17 protein-coding genes and 1 pseudogene are annotated in these 17875 nt (G+C 60.4%); 6 read left to right on the top strand and 12 right to left on the bottom strand.

What is annotated here, in order from left to right; translation table 11 throughout:
* Nucleotides 1-137 (bottom strand): annotated as a pseudogene (locus tag BMY52_RS15770) (transposase); the annotation flags it as partial.
* Between the two features lie 208 nt (nucleotides 138-345).
* On the opposite strand from BMY52_RS15770, the gene thiD reads away from it, so the two are divergent.
* Nucleotides 346-1155: a bifunctional hydroxymethylpyrimidine kinase/phosphomethylpyrimidine kinase gene (thiD, locus tag BMY52_RS13630; protein WP_090255331.1), complete on the top strand. Its 810-nt coding sequence runs from the start codon at nucleotides 346-348 to the stop codon at nucleotides 1153-1155.
* A gap of 47 nt (nucleotides 1156-1202) precedes the next feature.
* On the opposite strand, the gene mnhG is transcribed toward thiD, so the two are convergent.
* The 7 genes from mnhG to BMY52_RS13665 form a co-directional block, all read right to left on the bottom strand.
* A complete protein-coding gene (gene mnhG, locus BMY52_RS13635; RefSeq protein WP_090255333.1) occupies nucleotides 1203-1610 on the bottom strand; it encodes a monovalent cation/H(+) antiporter subunit G in 408 nt (135 codons plus the stop codon).
* The gene (locus tag BMY52_RS13640) at nucleotides 1600-1875 is read right to left on the bottom strand and encodes a cation:proton antiporter (protein WP_090255335.1); all 276 of its coding nucleotides are present in this window, start codon (nucleotides 1873-1875) and stop codon (nucleotides 1600-1602) included. The genes mnhG and BMY52_RS13640 overlap by 11 nt, the downstream gene beginning before the upstream one ends.
* A 48-nt stretch (nucleotides 1876-1923) precedes the next feature.
* Entirely contained in the window at nucleotides 1924-2400 is a 477-nt protein-coding gene (locus BMY52_RS13645; protein WP_090255337.1) for a Na+/H+ antiporter subunit E, read from the bottom strand.
* Nucleotides 2397-3896 (bottom strand): Na+/H+ antiporter subunit D, encoded by a 1500-nt coding sequence (locus BMY52_RS13650; RefSeq protein ID WP_090255339.1) that lies wholly within the window; start codon nucleotides 3894-3896, stop codon nucleotides 2397-2399. The genes BMY52_RS13645 and BMY52_RS13650 overlap by 4 nt, the downstream gene beginning before the upstream one ends.
* Entirely contained in the window at nucleotides 3893-4240 is a 348-nt protein-coding gene (locus BMY52_RS13655) for a Na+/H+ antiporter subunit C (protein WP_090255341.1), read from the bottom strand. The genes BMY52_RS13650 and BMY52_RS13655 overlap by 4 nt, the downstream gene beginning before the upstream one ends.
* Nucleotides 4241-4390: 150 nt before the next feature.
* Nucleotides 4391-4855: a Na+/H+ antiporter subunit B gene (locus tag BMY52_RS13660; protein ID WP_090255343.1), complete on the bottom strand. Its 465-nt coding sequence runs from the start codon at nucleotides 4853-4855 to the stop codon at nucleotides 4391-4393.
* Entirely contained in the window at nucleotides 4852-7158 is a 2307-nt protein-coding gene (locus tag BMY52_RS13665) for a putative monovalent cation/H+ antiporter subunit A (protein WP_090255444.1), read from the bottom strand. Before BMY52_RS13665 ends, BMY52_RS13660 begins: the two co-directional genes overlap by 4 nt.
* A gap of 347 nt (nucleotides 7159-7505) precedes the next feature.
* On the opposite strand from BMY52_RS13665, the gene BMY52_RS13670 reads away from it, so the two are divergent.
* A complete protein-coding gene (locus tag BMY52_RS13670; protein ID WP_090255446.1) occupies nucleotides 7506-7958 on the top strand; it encodes an NAD(P)H-dependent oxidoreductase in 453 nt (150 codons plus the stop codon).
* Nucleotides 7892-8377: a hypothetical protein gene (locus BMY52_RS13675; RefSeq protein WP_143050492.1), complete on the top strand. Its 486-nt coding sequence runs from the start codon at nucleotides 7892-7894 to the stop codon at nucleotides 8375-8377. The genes BMY52_RS13670 and BMY52_RS13675 overlap by 67 nt, the downstream gene beginning before the upstream one ends.
* 108 nt (nucleotides 8378-8485) lie before the next feature.
* Here BMY52_RS13675 and BMY52_RS13680 read toward each other — a convergent pair whose 3' ends face one another.
* Entirely contained in the window at nucleotides 8486-8872 is a 387-nt protein-coding gene (locus tag BMY52_RS13680; RefSeq protein ID WP_090255347.1) for a phasin family protein, read from the bottom strand.
* Nucleotides 8873-9167: 295 nt separating this feature from the next.
* Between BMY52_RS13680 and BMY52_RS13685 the strand changes: the two genes are divergently transcribed.
* A complete protein-coding gene (locus BMY52_RS13685; protein ID WP_090255349.1) occupies nucleotides 9168-9860 on the top strand; it encodes a DJ-1/PfpI family protein in 693 nt (230 codons plus the stop codon).
* Nucleotides 9861-9908: 48 nt separating this feature from the next.
* Here the strand turns inward: BMY52_RS13685 and BMY52_RS13690 are convergent, their stop codons facing one another.
* On the bottom strand, nucleotides 9909-12233 hold the full coding sequence (locus BMY52_RS13690; protein WP_090255351.1) for an NADP-dependent malic enzyme: 2325 nt from the start codon (nucleotides 12231-12233) through the stop codon (nucleotides 9909-9911).
* Between the two features lie 101 nt (nucleotides 12234-12334).
* On the opposite strand from BMY52_RS13690, the gene BMY52_RS13695 reads away from it, so the two are divergent.
* Nucleotides 12335-13111 carry an SDR family oxidoreductase gene (locus BMY52_RS13695; RefSeq protein ID WP_090255353.1) on the top strand — a complete coding sequence of 259 codons (777 nt, stop codon included), beginning with the start codon at nucleotides 12335-12337 and terminating at the stop codon, nucleotides 13109-13111.
* A 539-nt stretch (nucleotides 13112-13650) separates the two neighbouring features.
* Here BMY52_RS13695 and BMY52_RS13700 read toward each other — a convergent pair.
* Complete coding sequence (locus BMY52_RS13700; RefSeq protein WP_090255355.1) at nucleotides 13651-15003, bottom strand: adenosylmethionine--8-amino-7-oxononanoate transaminase; 1353 nt, start codon at nucleotides 15001-15003, stop codon at nucleotides 13651-13653.
* A gap of 97 nt (nucleotides 15004-15100) precedes the next feature.
* The gene (locus BMY52_RS13705; protein WP_090255357.1) at nucleotides 15101-16459 is read right to left on the bottom strand and encodes a KamA family radical SAM protein; all 1359 of its coding nucleotides are present in this window, start codon (nucleotides 16457-16459) and stop codon (nucleotides 15101-15103) included.
* A 297-nt stretch (nucleotides 16460-16756) separates the two neighbouring features.
* Between BMY52_RS13705 and BMY52_RS13710 the strand changes: the two genes are divergently transcribed.
* Entirely contained in the window at nucleotides 16757-17872 is a 1116-nt protein-coding gene (locus BMY52_RS13710) for an aminotransferase class V-fold PLP-dependent enzyme (protein WP_090255448.1), read from the top strand.
* The last annotated feature ends 3 nt before the right edge of the window (nucleotides 17873-17875 follow it).

The raw sequence follows: 17875 nt of genomic DNA on the forward strand, positions 1-17875 counted from the left end.
CAGCCGCGCCGATGCTCATAGTCGTTGCCGGTGACTGAATCCTGGCCACAAAGGAACGCCCGCCGCACGCAGCGGGACACCACGTGATACCAGGGTGTGTCATCAAGGCAGATCTGGGAGGCGCGGGGTTGGGTCATGGAACGATCTTAGTGGGGCGGTGCACTTGAGTCAATAACAAAATGGGTGTCCTAAGGTGTAAACATCAATATCAGGATGGAGATGTAAGCTGCCTCCCAGAACGCTCAGGTACAATCTATACTGTCGGCCTCGGCAGGGTCATCGTAGGGGTCACCATTCGCGGTTTGGATCCCATTCCGAGCCCAGGGATCATTGAGGAGCACCGCTTTGGATCGTTTTGGCAACGCACGGGTACTGGTTGTGGCTGGCTCTGACTCGGGGGGCGGGGCGGGTATTCAGGCGGACCTCAAGACCATCATGGCGCTGGGCGGACATGCCAGCACCGCAATCACCGCCTTGACAGCCCAGAACACCCTGGGGGTGCAGGGCGTGCATCCCGTTCCTGTCGACTTTGTCCGTGAGCAGATGCGAGTGGTGCTTGAGGACATCGGCGCGGACTGCGTCAAGACCGGAATGCTGCAGGACCGGGCAGTCATTGATGCCGTAGTGGCCGAGCTGAAGGCCCGGGCTCCAGGCCTGGATATGGTCGTGGACCCGGTCATGGTAGCCAAGAGCGGTGATCAGTTGATCAGTGATGATGCCGTCAGCCATCTGCGATCCGTGCTGCTGCCCCGGGCGAAGATCCTCACCCCCAATCTGCCCGAGGCAGAGGTGTTACTGGGGCAACCGATTCGCGGACTGGAGGCCATGCGGGAAGCGGCCATGGCATTGCGGGCACTGGGGCCTGAGCATGTACTGCTCAAGGGTGGACACCAGCAGGGTGAGATGATCAGCGATTGCCTGGCCTCGGCCGATGGTGTGGAGGTCTTCACGAGCATCCGCCTGGACACCCGGTGCAACAATGGCACGGGCTGCACCCTGGCCAGTGCCGTGGCCGCTGGCCTGGCCCACGAACTCACGGTCCGCGAGGCCGTGGTGCAGGCGCGGAAGTACCTGTTCGAGGCCCTGCGCTCGGCCCGGCGACTGGGGGAGGGGGCCGGACCAGTGAATCATGGCTTTAATGTGAAATGCCCGTAGTCCGAGCAAGGCCCCCTACGTTAAATACTGCCGGGGCAGAAAAGGATTCAATCGCTTTGCTCATCCCGGGTTCTGCTCAGTCCCGGTGGAGACATCAGGGTGTGGGTCTTGTGGTCGTACCGTCCCTTGAGCTCATCCTTGATGGTACCTGACCACATGGGAACACCAACAAAATAACCGGCACGCCCGATCAGATGGGCCGCCACCGGGCCGGTGAGCACCAGAAACACGATGATGGCCGCCGCCTTGGCCGCCACCGCCACATCACCGAAGGATTCCAGCCCCACGGCGATCATTAAAAGTCCACCGCCCAGGGCGCCGGCCTTGGTGGTGGCATGCAGTCGGATGGGCAGATCCGGCATGCGCAGCAATCCCAGCGCCGCCACGAAAATGAAACCGACTCCAGCCAGCAGGAAGAAGCTGATCAGGATCTCCATGAGCAGTTCAGTCACCATCCTGGCTACCCCCCTTGGCAATCAGACGGGCAAACCCCACGGCAGCCAGAAACGCCGTCAGGGCCAACACCATGGCCACATCCAGGAAGGCTGTGACCCCGCTGGACAGGGTGTAGACCGCAATAAAGCCTACTGTCAGGGTGGCCAGCATCTCCAGGGCCACCACCCGGTCCGGCAGACTGGGACCCAGCACCAGGCGAAAGAAGATCAGTACCAGGGAAACTCCCAGCACCGTATAGGCAATAAAAATGGAGAACTCCAGCATGATGGTCCTCACTGCGGATACTTGAATGCTTGCCAGGCCCTGGGCAGCTCATCGCAGCACCTCCAGGGCTCGATATTCCATGTAGCGAATACTCTCAATGACCGATTCTTCGTCCTCCAGATACATCACATGGATATACAGCACTTTACGGTCACTGGATACATCCAGGCTCAGGGTGCCCGGGGTCAGGGAAATCAGATTGGCGACCACGGTGATTTCCCCATCCGTCCTTGCCTCCAGCGGAAATGCGATCACACCCGGCTTCATGTAATACGTCGGCGTGAGCACGTCATAAGCCACCTTGAGATTGGAGCGGATCAGTTCCTTGATGAAAAAACCGATGAAACGAATTGCCTTGGGAATCTTGCTGGCATAGGTGGCAAAACCGGGCTGATCCCGCAGGGCTGAGCCCAGAATCAGATAACCCAGCACCAGACCAATGAACAGGTTGGTGCCCGTGAAGCTGCCGGTCAGCCCCATCCAGACCAGGGCCAACAGAATGTTCGAGGCCAGCGGACCGATCATTGCCGTTCCCCCAGGACTGCATCAATGTACAGACTTGGATTCAGCAGTTGGTGGGCTGCTGCATCCGCCATCCGGTAGATGGGCTCCGCCCCCAGACCGATGAACACCGTCAGTGCCGCCATCCCGCCGATGGTCAGATAGAGCACGCCAGAACCCGCACTGCCATGGGCCGAGCGATTGGCATGCTCCTCCGGCTGGGCCTTCCAGAACACCTCGGCCCAGATCTTCATCATGGAGTACAGGGTCAGCAAACCCACTACCAGAGCCACGCCCACGATCCACCAGGCCTCGGCTTCCACGCCAGCACGGATGAGGATGAACTTGGCAAAGAAGCCCGACAAGGGCGGCATCCCGGCCAGTGAGAGCGCTGGCACCAGGAACAGGAGGGCCAGCATGGGATGGGAGCGGTACATGCCGCCCAGTTCCTTGAGCTCGTAGGTGCCCTTGAGTCGATACACCAGACCACTGACCAGGAAGAGATTTGCCTTCACGATGATGTGATGCATGATGTAGAAGACCCCGCCAACAAGGGCCAGGGGGGTGAATAACGCCAGCCCCATGATCATGTAACCGATCTGGCTGATGATGTGGAACGACAGGATGCGCCGAAATTCGTACTGGGCCGCTGCCCCCAGCACCCCGGTGAGCATGGTCGCACCGGCCACCCACAGCAGGATGCCATGGGTGTAGGCCACATCTTGAGTGAAAATAAGGGTGAACACCCGAAACAGGGCATAGACCCCCACCTTGGTCAGCAGGGCTGCAAACAGGGCCGAGACGGCCACCTGCGGGGTATGATACGAGGCCGGCAGCCAGAAGAAGAAGGGAAAGGCCCCCGCCTTGATGCCGAAGGACACCAGGAACAGCATGGCAATGACGGTAATGATGCCTGGATCTTCCGCGTAAGTGAGTTTTTCAGCGATATCCGCCATGTTCAGGGTGCCGGTCAGGCCATAGAGCAGACCGATGGCGGACAGGAGCATGGCGGAGGAGACCAGGTTCAAAGTCACGTACTTGATGGCGCCTTCCATCTGCGCCCGTTCCCCTCCGAGGATCAGCAGGGCGAAGGAGGCCACCAGCATCACCTCGAACCACACGTAGAGGTTGAAGATGTCGCCGGTGAGGAAGGCCCCGTTCACTCCCGCCAGCAGCAGGTGCAGAAGCGGATAGTAGCCGAAAGCCTCATGGCGCTTGCTCATGGAGGTGAGGGAATAGACTGCCGTGGCAAAGCCACTGATGCCCGCCAGGACCACCATGATGGCGCTGAGCAGATCCGATACCATCACGATACCGAAGGGGGCCTGCCAATCCCCCATATGCATCACCAGGATGCCATCCTGCCAGGTGGCTGCCAGTAACCACAGTGCGGACAACAGCATGAGTCCGGTTCCGGTTGCGGTAGCCACCCGCTGCGCCATCCGCCAACGCCACAGGGTCAGCGTCAGGGCGCCGAAGAACAGGGGAATGATGACAGGCAGTGCCACCTCTAGCCTCATGTGTCGGTATCCTTCATCTGGTCCATATCGTCAGCCTTCACCACTTCGTAGGCACGGTGAATCAGCACCACCGCAAAGGCCAGAACCCCGAAACCGATCACGATGGCGGTCAGAATCAGGGCCTGGGCCAGAGGGTCTGCCACCACGCCCGTTGGCTGCGTGGCCCCTTTGGGCACCAGAGGAGGGGCGCCGCGCAACAAGCCAGCCTGGGTGAACAGCAACAGGTTGGCTGCATTGGATAGCAGCACCAGACCGATCACCAGCTTGACGATGGAGCGGCGCAGCATCATGTAGATGGCGGCGGAGAACAGGCCACCCACGGTGAATGCCATCAATGTTTCCATGGGCGATCTCCCGCGAAGCACCCACCCGCAGCCGCACTCCTGAGTGCGGACCGCGGGCTCAAGGGCTCCGGACGCGTCTTTTGGGTACGACGTTTCAAGAACATGTAATTCGCTTTGAGTGCGTGAGGTCCCTGGAAGGGGTATTCAGTGTCAGCCACCACCGTGGTGGTGATCAGTCTTCCCCTCGGCTTCAGCCAGAGACAGCAGGATCAGCAGGACCGCGCCGATCACCACCAGGTACACCCCGACATCGAACAGCAATGGAGTGCCTACCTTGAGCTCCCCTAGCAGTGGCAGCTTCAATTCCAGCCACTGGGAGGTAAAGAAGGGTTGACCCACAAACACGGCCGGCACCCCGGAGATCACCCCGACCAGCAGGCCCCAGCCCATCAGATCTCGAGGTTCAAAGCGCAATACCCGCTTAGCACTGCGGACATCCACAGCGAACATGTACAGGGCCACGGCGGAGGCCGCCACCAAGCCGGCAATGAACCCACCGCCCGGCTCGTTATGGCCGCGCAGGAGCAGAAACACGGAGAAGATCAGGAGCAGCGGCAGCAGAAAATGGGCCGCCGTGCGCAGGATCAGTGACTGCAGGGCAAACTGTGAGTTCATTTCCGGTCCTCCGCACGGAACTTGATCATGGCGTAGACCCCGACAGCAGCCAGGGCCAGCACCACGATCTCACCCAGGGTATCCAGGGCACGGAAATCCACCAGGATGACGTTGACGATATTGCGACCATAGCCGGATGGCTGGCTTTCCTGGATGAAATAGTCGGAAATGCTGTCGGCATATTGAGTAGTGCTGGCGGCCAGCTTGAGCACGGCCATCATGGTCCCCACGGCCAGGGCGATGAGGGCATCCCGGATACGCAAAGCCATTGGCGTCAGCCCCAGGAAGCCGGGCAGGCGGAACAGCACCAGAACCAGCATGATGACGGTCAGGGTCTCCACCAGCACCTGGGTAATCCCCACGTCGGCGGCGCTGAACAGCACGTAGATCAGGGCGACACAGAAACCCACCGCGCCTAGAGACGCCACGGCACCCAGGCGCGAGCGGGTGGTCACCGACACCAGAGCCGCCATCAGCAGTACCGCGACGATGAAGGCCTCGTGCACCAGGATGCCGGATAGATCCAGGTCGATGTTCACATCGGTACGGGTGAACAGGGTCACCATGACCAGGCCCACGGTGGAGACCAGGATGGTGAGCAGGTAATAGCGCAGATACCCGTTCTGCAGCACCCGGGTCTGCCACCCGGATAGCCACACCATGCCGGACATGGACTTCTCGTAAGCAGCCTCCGGTCCGTAGCGATTGGCCACCTCCATGAACCCGGTGAACCGGCGGAAGCGTTCCCAGTTGAGATACAGCAGCAGGCCCAGCGCCAGACTCACCCCACTCAGCAGCAGAGGCAGGTTGAAGCCGTGCCAGAGCGACAGATAGGGCGATACCGGCGCGCCATAGACTGCCGCCGCGGCCCAGGAGATCAGACCCTGGTCCACCCACCCGGCACCCAACCCGAACAGGAGTCCCAGGGAGGCCAGGACCACCGGCCCTGCCAAGAGGGCCGGCGGCGCCTCATGGGCCGGCCTTTTGGGCGTATCGGCCCGGGGGCCATACCAGGGCCGAATGCCGATGATGGCCGCCACGGCCACCACCATCATGGCGGATACCACAGCCAGGATACTGAGCAATCCGGCCAGTGCCGGTGCCTCCAGCACCGCTTCGAACAGCAATTCCTTGGCCACGAAGCCCAACGCAGGCAGCACACCCGCCAGGGACAGGGCGGCCAGACCGGCAAAGGCCGTGGTCACCGGCAGCGCCCGGCGCAACCCCCCGGTCTGGAGGATGTCTTTGCAGCCCGCCTCATGATCCAGGATGCCCGCCACCAGGAACAGCGCCCCCTTGTAGAGAGAGTGAGCCAGCAGGAAGGCCATCGCCGCCAGCATGGCGGTCTCGCTACCGACACCGATGAGCATGGTGAGAGTACCCAGGGCCATGACCGTGGAGTAGGCCAGGAGCTGCTTGATGCCGGTGGAGCGTAGCGACAGGAATACCCCGACGAACATGGTGACGGCTCCAAACAGTCCCAGCAGCAGCATCCAGGCCTCGGTACCGCCCAGGGACGGGTTCAGACGGGCCATGAGATACACCCCGGCCTTGACCATGGTGGCGGAGTGCAGGTAGGCGGAGACCGGCGTCGGCGCCGCCATGGCATTGGGTAGCCAGAAATGGAAGGGATACTGAGCCGACTTGGTGAAGCACCCCAGCAGCACCAACAGCAGGATGCCCATATACCAGTCGTGCTCACGGAAGATGTCACCGGAGGTGAGGAGCTCGTGCAGCTCATAGCTGCCCCCCACCAGGGCCATCATGATCAGGCCGGTGAGTAGGGCCAGCCCGCCGGCCACAGTGACGAACAGACCCTGCAGGGCCGACTTGCGCGCCTTGGCGTCCTCATGGTTGTAGCCGATGAGCAGATAGGACGTGATGCTGGTGAGCTCCCAGAACACGAACAGGGAGATCAGGTTGCTGGACAGCACCAGCCCCAGCATGGAGGCCATGAAGGCAAGGATCAGGACATAAAAGCGCCCCAGGTCCCGATGGCCTTCCAGATAACGCCCGGCGTAGGCCACGACGAAGAAACCGATCCCCGAAATCAGTAGGGCAAAGAGCAGGCTGAGGCCGTCGACGAGAAAGGAAAGCTGGATGCCAAGACTGGGAATCCAGTCGTATTCCAGGATGAACCGTCCGCCTTCGGCCTCTCCCAGGCCGGGGAGAAAAGAGGCGAAGTAGATAAACAACGCCGCAGGCAAGGCGGCCAACACCCAGCCCCCGTGGCGACCCAGCCCTCGATGCACCCACGGTGCAACCGCAGCAATCACGAATCCGGATAGGACGGCAAGCAGCACCCCCATTTCCCCCCAAGACGCCCTGACAGTTGTTGCTTGAGACGCTCGGCCTGGGACAAATGTTCCCTGGCATCGGTGCGACTCATCAACGTGTCAGTCGTAAAAGAAAACTTATCCCTTCATGAAAACAAGCAACTTATGGCGTAAACCCAGAAATTGATTGAGAACAAATTTACGGAGGATAAGGGACTTGGGGGCCAACGCTCAACCAAAAGCTAGGATACCGCTCCTGAGGGCCATTTTTCATCGACTTAGCGCTGCCATTGCCCGCCCATCGCAAGAGTGCCACGTGGAACACCTCGTGTCTGCTAATCTTCAGCAACACGACAACCAGGGGCTTGCTTCAGGTGAAACACATCACGTTGATCCAGGGGCATCCGGACCCGGCGGGCGGGAATTTTTGCCACCAGCTGGCCGACGCCTACCTTCAGGGCGCCGCAGCATCAGAACATGCGGTAGAGGTCATCAACGTGGCACAATTGGAGTTCCCCTTGCTGCGCAGTCGGGCAGAGTTTCATGGTAGCCCGGTTCCCAACGACATTGCCCGGGCCCAGACAGTCCTCGCCAATGCCGAACACTTGGTGTTCATTTATCCGATCTGGATGGGTACCATGCCCGCATTACTCAAGGGGTTTCTTGAGCAGGCTTTCCGTCCGGGGGTTGCCGTCAATGAACTGGGGGATGAACGATGCAGCAAGACAGAAATGGCTTCACAAAATGGAGAAAAAAGGGCGTGCAGGTTACTGAAAAAAAACTATTTCCACGTTTTAAATCCCTGGGATTGGTGGGGCTGCTGCTGATCCTGGGGGCCTGTGATCGTCACGATGGGGATACCCGCCACCATGGCGTATGGGACGTGGACAACTTCTCCGCACCGGAGACCGCCGAAATGTCCCCGGAAGAGGCTGAGCGCATGCTGGGTGCCCGCGGTGTCTACACACGTCACATCGCCCGTTTCCACGACATGCAGTGCCTGAAGCCCGGCTACGAGCATCAATCACTTGATGTCGAGAGGTTTACGGAAGATTTCGGGATGGAACCAGGTCAGGTGGGTTTGTTGGATGACAATATCACCCGCATCGACATCACCTGCCACGACAACCCGCTGGAGCGGGGCAGCATTCTTTTCATCAAGGATGAGGACACGCTGATCACTCTCTGGGAAGGCGTGTTTTTCCAGATGCATCGCAGCAGTGGCAGTCCGATGCCGGCACGTTAGCCAGCGGTCATGACGCAAAAAAAAAGCCCCCACCCGGAAAGCCCGAGTGGGGGCGTTTTTTTTGCTGCCAACGCCTGGCAGGCGTCGGATCAGTCAGCCTTCAGAGGCTCAGGCGCTCTTGCGGCTGGCGGTGCCCTTCTTGGTCACATCCAGATTGGAGACCGTGGCAACGCTCTCTTCACCCAGCTTCTGCACTTCTTCGGCATAACCGCGCTGCAGTTCAACCAGCTCGGTGGTGTCCTTGGCGACCTTCTCGCTCAGAGACTTGGCGGCTTCGCCCTGGGCGTTCACATAGGCCTGAAGACTCTGTGAGTCGCTGACGGTCTGCATGGCGCGCATCTGTTCGATGGCGACTTCGGAATAGCTGCGGAACATGCTGATCTGGTAGTCCACCAACTTGGCCATATGGTCCAGGGTGACGTTGTTGAACTTGCGTGCCGGAGCCGCCAGCTTGTCAAACTGCTCTTGGGCACTGACAAAGATATCGTTATACATGGCAAATCTCCTGTCGTTCTTTGTTTAAGGTGAGGTGAATTCCTGACCTTGTTGCGTTGCAGCATAGCGCATATTTTTGTGCAGCGCAACAAGGCAAGTCGCTGGGAAACAGAGGCGACGCTTTCACTCGAGCCCCCCTCAACACCCGCAGTCCCATGATTTACCTTAGAATTAAGTGGGCAGGGCATCGAATGGAAGCCAAAACCTGCCTGAATGTAGTAGATTCAACGAAATTTTTTCGGTCATGCTCGGGCCTCGATCCATCCTGGTACGGGCAGAGTCAAGGAAACTGCTGATGAACGACAAAGGCACACCCAGCACACTTGTCGGCATCCTGGTCTATGACCAGGTAGAGGTTCTGGACTTTGCGGGTCCTTTCGAGGTGTTCTCCACCACGCGCCTGGACGAGGCCCGGCGGGCCGAAACCGACTCACCCTTCGATATTCGCCTTATCGCGGAGCACAAGCAGGTGATCACCACGGCCGGGGGCATGATGGTGGTTCCCCATCATGATTTCGACGATTGCCCGGACCTGAATATCCTGGTGGTCCCTGGCGGGCGGGGAGCCCGCCGGGAAATCAGCAACATTCGTCTCATGGAGTGGTTACGGGAGCAATCCGATGGGTTGTCCCTGCTGGCCGGCGTATGCACCGGATCCATGCTGCTGGGGCAGGCGGGTCTGCTGGAAGGGCTTCGCGCCACCACTCACTGGCGCTCACTGGAATGGATGCGAGAATATTTCCCGGATGTCATGGTGGTGGAGGATGAATTCGTGGTGGATGCCGGCTCGGTGATCACCTCGGCGGGCATCTCCGCGGGCATCGATATGGCCCTGCAACTGGTGCTACGTTTCCACGGCCAGGAGGTGGCCCGCGCCGCTGCCCGTTACATGGAATATCCTTTCCCGGAAAACAGTCGACGCAGGATGGTGCAGGACATCAAGGATGCCGCTGAACGGTCGCAGCAGACCCAGGACGTCCCCTCGTAGGGTTTTGAAGCACGCACCACCTCCGAATGCCCTCGGCTCCCGGTGATCCTAACTTGGTCTCTGGGGGGAGATGTCGTAGCGCCGCTCACCCTCGCGCTTCTCGTACTGATTGGCATCCACCACCGCCAGGGCCGTCATGTTCACCAGCCGGCGCACCGAGGCCGTTTCGGTGAGGATATGCACCGGACGGGCAGCCCCGAGCAAGATCGGGCCCACACTGACGCCCTCGCCACTGGAGGCCTTGAGCAGATTGAAGGCAATGTTGGCAGCATCCATATTGGGCATCACCAGCAGGTTGGCCTCGCCCTTGAGGCGACAATGCTGGAACAGGCGACTGCGGATTTCCTCCTTGAGGGCAGCATCGGCATGCATCTCGCCGTCCACCTCCAGGTTTGGGTCCATGCGCTCCAGGATGTCCCGGGCCCGGCTCATCTTGCGAGCGGTTTCCGATTCCACGCTGCCAAAATTGGAATGAGAAACCAGAGCCACCTTGGGGGTCAGGCCGAAATTGCGCACCTCTTCGGCAGCCATCAGGGTAATCTCTGCCAGGGTCTGGGCATCCGGATTCTCGTTGACATAGGTATCACAGATGAACAGGGTGCGACGAGGCAGCATCAGCAGGTTCATGGTGGCGAAGTTTCGCACCTCCGGGGCCAGACCAATGACATCGCTGACATGCTTGAGATGATAGGCATGCTGACCCACCAGACCACAGATCATGGCATCCGCCGCGCCGTGGCGCACCAGCATGCTGCCGATCAGGGTGTTGTTGCTGCGGATGCGGTGCTTGGCCACATCGGGTGTCACGCCACGGCGCCCCATGATGCCGTGATAATCCGACCAGAAGTCCCGGAAGCGGGGATCGGAATCGGGGTTGATCAGTTCGAAATCCTTCCCGGGCGTCAAATGCAGGCCAATCCGCTCGATGCGTGATTGAATCACCTCGGGACGACCGATGACCACCGGCAGCGCCAGTCCTTCCTCGAGCACTGTCTGCACAGCCCGCAGCACCCGCTCGTCCTCGCCCTCCGGGTAGATCACCCGGCGCGGCGCGGCCTTGGCGGCTGCAAACACCGGCTTCATGACAAAACCGGACTGATAAACAAAATTATTCAGGTGATCCCGATAGGTCCACAACTCCTCGATGGGGGCCGTGGCCACCCCCGAATCCATGGCCGCTTTGGCCACCATGGGGGCGATCTTGACGATCAGTCGGGGATCAAAGGGTTTGGGGATCAGATAAGAGGGCCCGAAGCGCAGGCCTTCATCCCCGTAAGCCTTGGCCACCACCTCGGAAGGTTCGGCGCGAGCCAGTTCCGCCAGGGCCTTGACCGCCGCCACCTTCATCTCATCCGTGATGGTGCGGGCCCCCACATCCAGAGCCCCCCGGAAGATGAAGGGGAAACACAGGACATTGTTTACCTGGTTGGGATAATCAGAACGGCCCGTGGCCATCATGGCATCCTGGCGCACCTCCAGAACCTCCTCGGGAAGAATTTCGGGATCCGGGTTGGCCAGGGCCATGATCAATGGGTTGGGCGCCATCCGCGCCACCATGTCCTTTTTGAGGACGCCTCCGGCGGAGAGCCCCAGAAAGATATCGGCACCCTCCATCACCTCACCCAGGCCGCGGGCATCAGTGGCCTGGGCATAACGCTGCTTGATGGTATCCATCTCTTCAGGGCGGCCCTTGTAGAGCACACCATGAATGTCAGTGACCCAGATGTTGCTCAGAGGCAACCCCAGGGTGACCAGTAGATCCAGGCAGGCGAGGGCGGCGGCACCGGCGCCGGACGTCACCAGTTTAACGTTGCTCAAATCCTTGCCCGAGAGTTGCATGGCATTGATCACCGCTGCTGCCACAACAATAGCGGTGCCATGCTGATCGTCGTGGAAGACCGGAATATTCATGCGCTCGCGTAGACGGCTTTCGATATAAAAACACTCCGGCGCCTTGATGTCTTCCAGATTGATTCCCCCAAAGGTGGGCTCCATGGCCGCAATGATGTCCACCAGCTTGTCCGGGTTGTTCTCATTCAACTCGATATCGAACACGTCGATATTGGCAAATTTCTTGAAAAGTACCGCCTTGCCTTCCATGACCGGCTTGGCAGCCAAGGGCCCCACAGCCCCCAGACCCAGTACTGCGGTGCCATTGGTGACCACGCCCACCAGGTTCGCCCGAGCGGTCAGTCTGCCGGCCTCGCTGGGATCAGCGGCAATGGCCCGGGAAGCCGCTGCCACACCGGGGGAGTAGGCCAGGGCCAGATCCCGTTGGTTGGTCAGCCCCTTGGTGGGCACCACGGAGATCTTTCCGGGGGTAGGGTAGATGTGGTAATCGAGTGCAGCCTGGTCGAGCGAGGTCTTATCCATGGTTCCCTTTGGTCTCCGGGGGCTTGGATCGTGGATCAATGGGGAGTGTATTATGGGCATTTACAGACATTCCCGCATCCAAGTTGCGACAGGGGGCAGCCATGCCAGGACGAAAAAAGGGTTGGACGGTCATCACCGGAGCGGGCAGCGGGATGGGCAGAGCCCTGACCTGGGATCTGGTGAGTCGCGGGGGGCGAGTGATCGCCGTGGGTCGTCGGGCAGAGGCCCTGGAAGAAACGCGTGCCAAGGCACCGGAGGCCATCGAAGTGGTCGTGGCCGATGTCGCCACACCGGCGGGTCGTGACGCAGTTGCCCTGGCAGCCGCCGCGCAAGGCACCATTCACGCGGTGGTTCATAACGCCGCCGTACTGGATCCCGTGGGCCCCTTGAATGAGGTCAGCCTGGACGATTGGCGTTACCAGCAGGCAGTGAATGTGGAAGGCCCGCTATTTCTCACCCAAGCGCTGCTGCAATACCTGTCCAAGAATGGGCGAATCCTGCAGGTCTCGTCGGGTGCCGCCCACCGCAGTCTGCCTGGTTGGGGCGGTTACTGCGTTTCAAAAGCGGCCCTCTACATGCTGTATCAATGCCTGCGTGAGGAGTGGGTCAGTCAGGGCATCCACGTGGGCAGCGTTCGCCCGGGCGTCGTGGATACCCCCATGCAGACACAGATCCGCGAGACCGACGCGCAACGTTTCCCGGGTGTGGAACGGTTCCGACGCCTGAAGGCCGAAGGTCAGCTCCAGCCACCGGAGCGGGTGGCCGACTTCATGAGCTGGATCCTGCTGGAAACGGGAGACAAACAATTCTCCCAAGAGGAATGGGATATCGAAAACGAATCCCAGACCCGGCTTTGGAAGGATACGCGGCAGGTATAGCGGGTTTGATGAGGGACACCGCCCCCAGCACTTGCTGATATCGCGGCTTCTGCCTGTAAGAGGGGCCTTTTGGTGAAGGGCTGAGATTTTCCCTTGGCCGGGGGACAGGCAGTCCCACAGGGCATTGCCCGCCAACGGCATTATTTAACATAATATACATTATGCGAACCAAGATATTCCGAAGCGGCACTGTCCTGTCCGACCTGACAAGATCCTGAAGAACTCCTGTGGGAGCGGCCCTCGGCCGCGAAAGACGGCGGGCACAAAGGCAGACCAAGGTGCCCACCCATTCGCGGGCAGGCCCGCTCCCACAGACCCCCACACCAGGCATCCTGCAAACAGCGCCCCCACAGTGTCCGGTCAGTCTCCGGGGGTGGATTCCTTACAGCGGGACGCCGTGAATACGTCCATGTAGGCTCTGCAGCCGCTTCCTGCGGCTGAAGCCCGCTTACAGGAATCCACCCCCGGAGACTGACCTCCACCCCGAACCAAAACGAAGCCACCCACAGAGGCCACCCAGGCACCCAGGCAAAAATCACTCAACCAGCAGCGGTCGCCAGATCAATTCCCTCAGCCATCACCTCAGCCAGAAACCGGATCTGCTCCTCCGTGATCACATAAGGCGGCATCATGTAGGCCACGTTCCCCAAAGGTCGCAGCAAGGCACCACGCTTCAGGGCATGCTGATAGGCAATCAGCCCGCGACGCTCCTGCCAGGGATACGGCTCCCGGGTGGTCTTGTCCTTGACCATCTCAACGGCAGCGATCATGCCGTGCTGACGCACATCCGCCACATGGGGATGATCCGCCAGCGGCGCCAGAGACTCCCGGATCACCTGCGCCAGGCGCCGGTTATTCCCCAGCACATCCTCACGCTCGAACAGATCCAGCGTCGCCAGTGCCGCCGTACAAGCCAGCGGGTTAGCCGTGTAGGAATGGGAATGCAAAAAAGCGTTCAACTTGGTGTAGTCATCGTAAAAGGCCTGGTACACCGTATCGTTGGTCAACACCACCGAAAGCGGCAGATAGCCCCCGGTCAGCCCCTTGGACAAACACATGAAATCCGGCGTGATGTCCGCCTGCTCGCAGGCGAACATCGTCCCCGTGCGCCCGAAACCCACGGCGATCTCATCGGCGATCAGATGCACCCCATGCCGATCACAGGCCTCACGCAACAGCTCCAGATAACGGGGATGGTACATGCGCATATGGCCGGCACACTGCACCAACGGCTCGATGATCACGGCACAGGTCTCATGGGCATGGCGCGCCAGGGTCTCCTCCATGGCCTGAAAGCGACGCTCGGCCACCTGCTCGCAGGTCTCACCCGGTTCCCGCTCATAGCAGTCCGGCGCCGCCACCGGGATGGGTTCCATGAGCAACGGACCATAGGTGGCCTTGTAAAGCGGCACATCGCCGACCGCCAGGGCCCCCAGGGTCTCACCATGGTAACTGTTGGTCAGGCAGATGAATCGCGTCTTGCCCCCCTGCCCTGTGTTGAGCCAGTAATGAAAGCTCATCTTCAGGGCCACCTCCACCGCAGCCGAACCGCTGTCGGCATAAAAACAGCGACTCAGGCCCGGGGGCGTGATCTCCACCAGGCGCTCGGAGAGCTTCACCACCGGCTCATGACTGAAACCAGCCAGGATCACATGCTCCAGTTGATCCAGCTGGTCCCGGATGGCCTGGTTGATCACTGGATTGGCGTGGCCAAACAGGTTCACCCACCAGGAACTGACGGCATCGATGTAACGATTCCCGTCAAAATCCTCCAGCCAGACCCCCTCCCCACGCCGAATGGGGGTCAACGGGAGATGCTCGTGATCCTTCATCTGCGTGCACGGATGCCAGACCACTGCCAGATCGCGTTGCTTGATGGTTTCGTTGTTCATCATTTCACCATGGTGCCAAAACCAGAAAGGGCCGCGATTGCTCGCGGCCCTGCCCTTACCTGCTCCTGTCCGGGAAAGCTGACGGTCCTCATCAGGCCTACCCGGCCTGCATGGCCTCGTACTCATCTTCGAAGAAGAATTTCTCCTCGCCGAAGGCCGGCTTGAGATGATTCAGCCAGGTGGCCTCTTCATCATAGCGGGCAAAGAACGGGCGCTGTACCCACTCCGGATTACGGCCCTGGATGAAGCGCAGCACGAACACCTTCTCGCCGTGAATCTCGGTCACACCCTGGATTTCCACCTTACCGGGGCCGGCACTCATGGAAGGTCCGCGGGCCGTTCGACCCAGGCCGGACACCTGCTTCATGGCATCCCGGTAGATCTCCCAGGCACGGGCCAACGGCACCTCGAAATAGCGACGCGCTCCGGTATCCCGCTCGGCAAACATGTAATACGGAATGATGCCCAGGCGCACCTGGTTCTCCCACATGCGCGCCCATACAGCCGGGTCGTCATTGATATGCGCCAGCAGCGGCCCCTGGCTGCGGATTTCGGCGCCGGTGGCACGCAGACGACGGATGGCCTCGCGCGCCATGGGGGTTTCCATTTCCCGCCAATGATTGTAATGCGCCATGATGGCGACATGCTTGCCCGCCTTTACCAGGCGTTCCAGCAACATGACCAGGTCGTCGGCATCGGCGTCGCTCACAAAGCGATGGGGCCAGAAAGTCAGCGCCTTGGTGCCAATGCGCACAGTCTGCACATGCTCAAACTCGGGCCCCATCAACGGTTCCAGATACTGGGCCAGATGCTTGGTCTTCATCACCATCGGGTCGCCACCGGTGATCAGGATATCGCTCACCTCGGGGTTGACACGCAGATATCCCAGCATGTCGCTGGCCTGATTGGAGGCAATGCGCAGACTCTTGTCACCCACGAACTGTGCCCAGCGGAAGCAGAAGGTGCAGTAGGCATGGCAGGTCTGCCCCTGGCTGGGGAAGAACAGCACCGTCTCGCGGTACTTATGCTGCAGGCCCTGCAGCGGTTCCCCGTCCAGTTCCGGGCGGTTCATCTCCATCTGCCCCGCCGGATGCGGGTTCAATTCATCGCGCAGCTGGCGTGCCAAGGCCACGATCTCGGTGCGATCAGCGCCGCGACGATGCAGCTCGGCCATGCGATCAAAGGCTTCAGGCTCCAGCATATCGCGCTGCGGGAAGGTCAATTGGTAGATCGGGTCATTGGGGACCTGATCCCAGTCGATCAATTCCTCTATGATGTACTCATTGACACGAAACGGCAGAACACTGGCCACCACTTTCATCTCGAAGCGGCACTCGTCGGACAGACGATCCAGGGCCGGAATCTGGTCAAGATTACGGTCGGTGAAGACTTTGAAGGCTCGGGCTTCGATCTCCCGCAATTCTTCGTGTCGATAAAAGTTGAGGACAGAATTCATAGACGCCTCCGATTCTGTGATCAGATCAAGATGCAAAAGGGAATCTTGGATCCAGCGTGACGAAGAACGGGCGCCGCAGGCGTGCCAGCCCTGCTCTCCGAGGAGGCCGCGCATGAAGGCGGCCTAGATGGCAAAATTCTAAGGGGGCAAAGCTTTTCGAATATAACAAACACTCATCCAAAAACGCAAACCACCCCAAAAGAGTTCCAGTTCCATCACCGCCCTTCAAGGCAACCTGAAAAGCCTGCGGGGCCTGATCGACAGCCTGGCAACCCCTACCTCGTCATAAGGATGAACATGCACCCGGAATTCCCTCTGGCCAACGACATCCTGCACCTGAACCATGCCGCTGTGGGCCCATGGCCTGTGCGAACCCAGCGTGCCGTGGCCAGTTTTGCCGTGGAGAACACGCAGCAGGGTTCACGCCATTACCTGCAGTGGCTCAAGGTGGAAAAACGCCTGCGGGAGCGGCTGCAGCGACTGATCCATGCCCCGTCCGTGGACGACATCGGCCTGCTCAAGAACACCTCCGAGGCCCTGTCCGTGGTGGCCCATGGCCTGCCCTGGCAAGCCGGGGAGAACGTGGTCTGCCCGCTGCAGGAATTCCCCTCCAACCGCATCGTCTGGCAGTCACTGGAGCGACTCGGGGTGAAAACCCGGCTGGTGGACCTGTCAAGGGTATCCGACCCGGAGGCAGCCTTGCTGGGTGCCATGGACCGGCGTACGCGCCTGCTCAGCGTGAGCGCCGTGCAATATGCCAGCGGCCTGCGCATGGACCTGAACCGTTTGGGCGGCGCCTGCCGCAACCGGGGCGTACTGTTCTGCGTGGATGCCATCCAGCAGCTGGGCGCCCTGCCCCTGGATGTACAGGCCTGCCAGGCCGATTTTCTGGCCGCCGATGCCCATAAATGGCTCCTGGGGCCCGAAGGCATCGCCGTGTTCTATTGCGCCGAACGCCTGCGGGATCAACTCACGCTACAACAGTTCGGCTGGCACATGGTGGAAGACATGGGCAATTTTGATCGCCTGGACTGGGAGCCGGCCCGCTCCGCCCGGCGTTTTGAATGCGGCAGCCCCAACATGCTGGGCATCCATGCCCTGGAGGCCAGCCTGTCACTGTTCGAGGAAACGGGTATGGAGTTTGTGGCCGATGCCCTGTCACGCAACGTGGAATACCTCATCGACCTGCTACGAGCCAGCAAGTTTGACGTGTATTCACCAGTGCAGGCAGATCGTCGGGCGGGCATTGTCACCTTCGGACGCCAAGGCATGGATACCCAGAAGACCTACCAGAAACTGATGGAAGAAGGTGTCCTGTGCGCACTGCGTGGTGGCGGGATCCGGTTCTCCCCGCATTTCCATACCCGCACCGGCGACCTGGAGCGGGCCGTGGAGCACGCAACCGGGATCTGAGCC

Origin of the sequence: Ectothiorhodospira marina, from assembly GCF_900109495.1 — a bacterium.
GTDB lineage: Bacteria > Pseudomonadota > Gammaproteobacteria > Ectothiorhodospirales > Ectothiorhodospiraceae > Ectothiorhodospira > Ectothiorhodospira marina.

Bases quoted from the DNA above. Each gene is read 5' to 3' on its own strand.
- BMY52_RS13695 (WP_090255353.1), top strand. From the start codon at position 12,335: ATGCCAGGACGAAAAAAGGGTTGGACGGTCATCACCGGAGCGGGCAGC.
- BMY52_RS13680 (WP_090255347.1), bottom strand. From the start codon at position 8,872: ATGTATAACGATATCTTTGTCAGTGCCCAAGAGCAGTTTGACAAGCTG.
- mnhG (WP_090255333.1), bottom strand. From the start codon at position 1,610: ATGGTGACTGAACTGCTCATGGAGATCCTGATCAGCTTCTTCCTGCTG.
- BMY52_RS13710 (WP_090255448.1), top strand. From the start codon at position 16,757: ATGCACCCGGAATTCCCTCTGGCCAACGACATCCTGCACCTGAACCAT.
- BMY52_RS13650 (WP_090255339.1), bottom strand. From the start codon at position 3,896: ATGAGGCTAGAGGTGGCACTGCCTGTCATCATTCCCCTGTTCTTCGGC.
- BMY52_RS13655 (WP_090255341.1), bottom strand. From the start codon at position 4,240: ATGGAAACATTGATGGCATTCACCGTGGGTGGCCTGTTCTCCGCCGCC.
- BMY52_RS13645 (WP_090255337.1), bottom strand. From the start codon at position 2,400: ATGATCGGTCCGCTGGCCTCGAACATTCTGTTGGCCCTGGTCTGGATG.
- BMY52_RS13690 (WP_090255351.1), bottom strand. From the start codon at position 12,233: ATGGATAAGACCTCGCTCGACCAGGCTGCACTCGATTACCACATCTAC.
- BMY52_RS13705 (WP_090255357.1), bottom strand. From the start codon at position 16,459: ATGAATTCTGTCCTCAACTTTTATCGACACGAAGAATTGCGGGAGATC.
- BMY52_RS13700 (WP_090255355.1), bottom strand. From the start codon at position 15,003: ATGAACAACGAAACCATCAAGCAACGCGATCTGGCAGTGGTCTGGCAT.
- BMY52_RS13660 (WP_090255343.1), bottom strand. From the start codon at position 4,855: ATGAACTCACAGTTTGCCCTGCAGTCACTGATCCTGCGCACGGCGGCC.
- BMY52_RS13640 (WP_090255335.1), bottom strand. From the start codon at position 1,875: ATGCTGGAGTTCTCCATTTTTATTGCCTATACGGTGCTGGGAGTTTCC.
- BMY52_RS13685 (WP_090255349.1), top strand. From the start codon at position 9,168: ATGAACGACAAAGGCACACCCAGCACACTTGTCGGCATCCTGGTCTAT.